This window comes from Pseudoalteromonas sp. 20-92 (assembly GCF_030847595.1).
Lineage (GTDB): Bacteria > Pseudomonadota > Gammaproteobacteria > Enterobacterales > Alteromonadaceae > Pseudoalteromonas > Pseudoalteromonas fuliginea.
Genome location: NZ_JANJGQ010000068.1, coordinates 1 through 783, shown reverse-complemented (window position 1 = coordinate 783; position 783 = coordinate 1). Strand labels below are relative to the sequence as shown.

Sequence of the window (783 nt, the reverse complement as noted above, 5' to 3'; positions counted from 1 at the left end):
TTCACTATCACATAAAACGCGTTTGGCGTTGTATGGTTAAGCCTCACGGGTAATTAGTACAAGTTAGCTTAATGGCTCACACCACTTCCACATCTTGCCTATCAACGTTGTAGTCTTCAACGGCCCTTCAGAGACTTTAAAAGTCTAGTGAGAACTCATCTCGAGGCCTGCTTCGCGCTTAGATGCTTTCAGCGCTTATCAGTTCCGAACGTAGCTACCGGGCAATGCCATTGGCATGACAACCCGAACACCAGCGGTTCGTTCACTCCGGTCCTCTCGTACTAGGAGCAACCCCTCTCAATTCTCAAACGCCCACGGCAGATAGGGACCGAACTGTCTCACGACGTTCTAAACCCAGCTCGCGTACCACTTTAAATGGCGAACAGCCATACCCTTGGGACCGACTTCAGCCCCAGGATGTGATGAGCCGACATCGAGGTGCCAAACACCGCCGTCGATATGAACTCTTGGGCGGTATCAGCCTGTTATCCCCGGAGTACCTTTTATCCGTTGAGCGATGGCCCTTCCATTCAGAACCACCGGATCACTATGACCTACTTTCGTACCTGCTCGACGTGTCTGTCTCGCAGTTAAGCTGGCTTCTACCATTACACTAACCGTACGATGTCCGACCGTACTTAGCCAACCTTCGTGCTCCTCCGTTACTCTTTAGGAGGAGACCGCCCCAGTCAAACTACCCACCAGGCACTGTCCGTAACCCCGATTCAGGGGCCAACGTTAGAACATCAAAACTACAAGGGTGGTATTTCAAGGTTGACTCCA

At 51.5% G+C, this 783-nt stretch carries 1 rRNA gene; it reads right to left on the bottom strand.

Features of this window, described 5'->3' with window-relative positions:
* Positions 1–32: 32 nt before the first annotated feature.
* Positions 33–783: ribosomal RNA gene (locus tag NRL14_RS20770) — 23S ribosomal RNA — on the bottom strand; the annotation flags it as partial.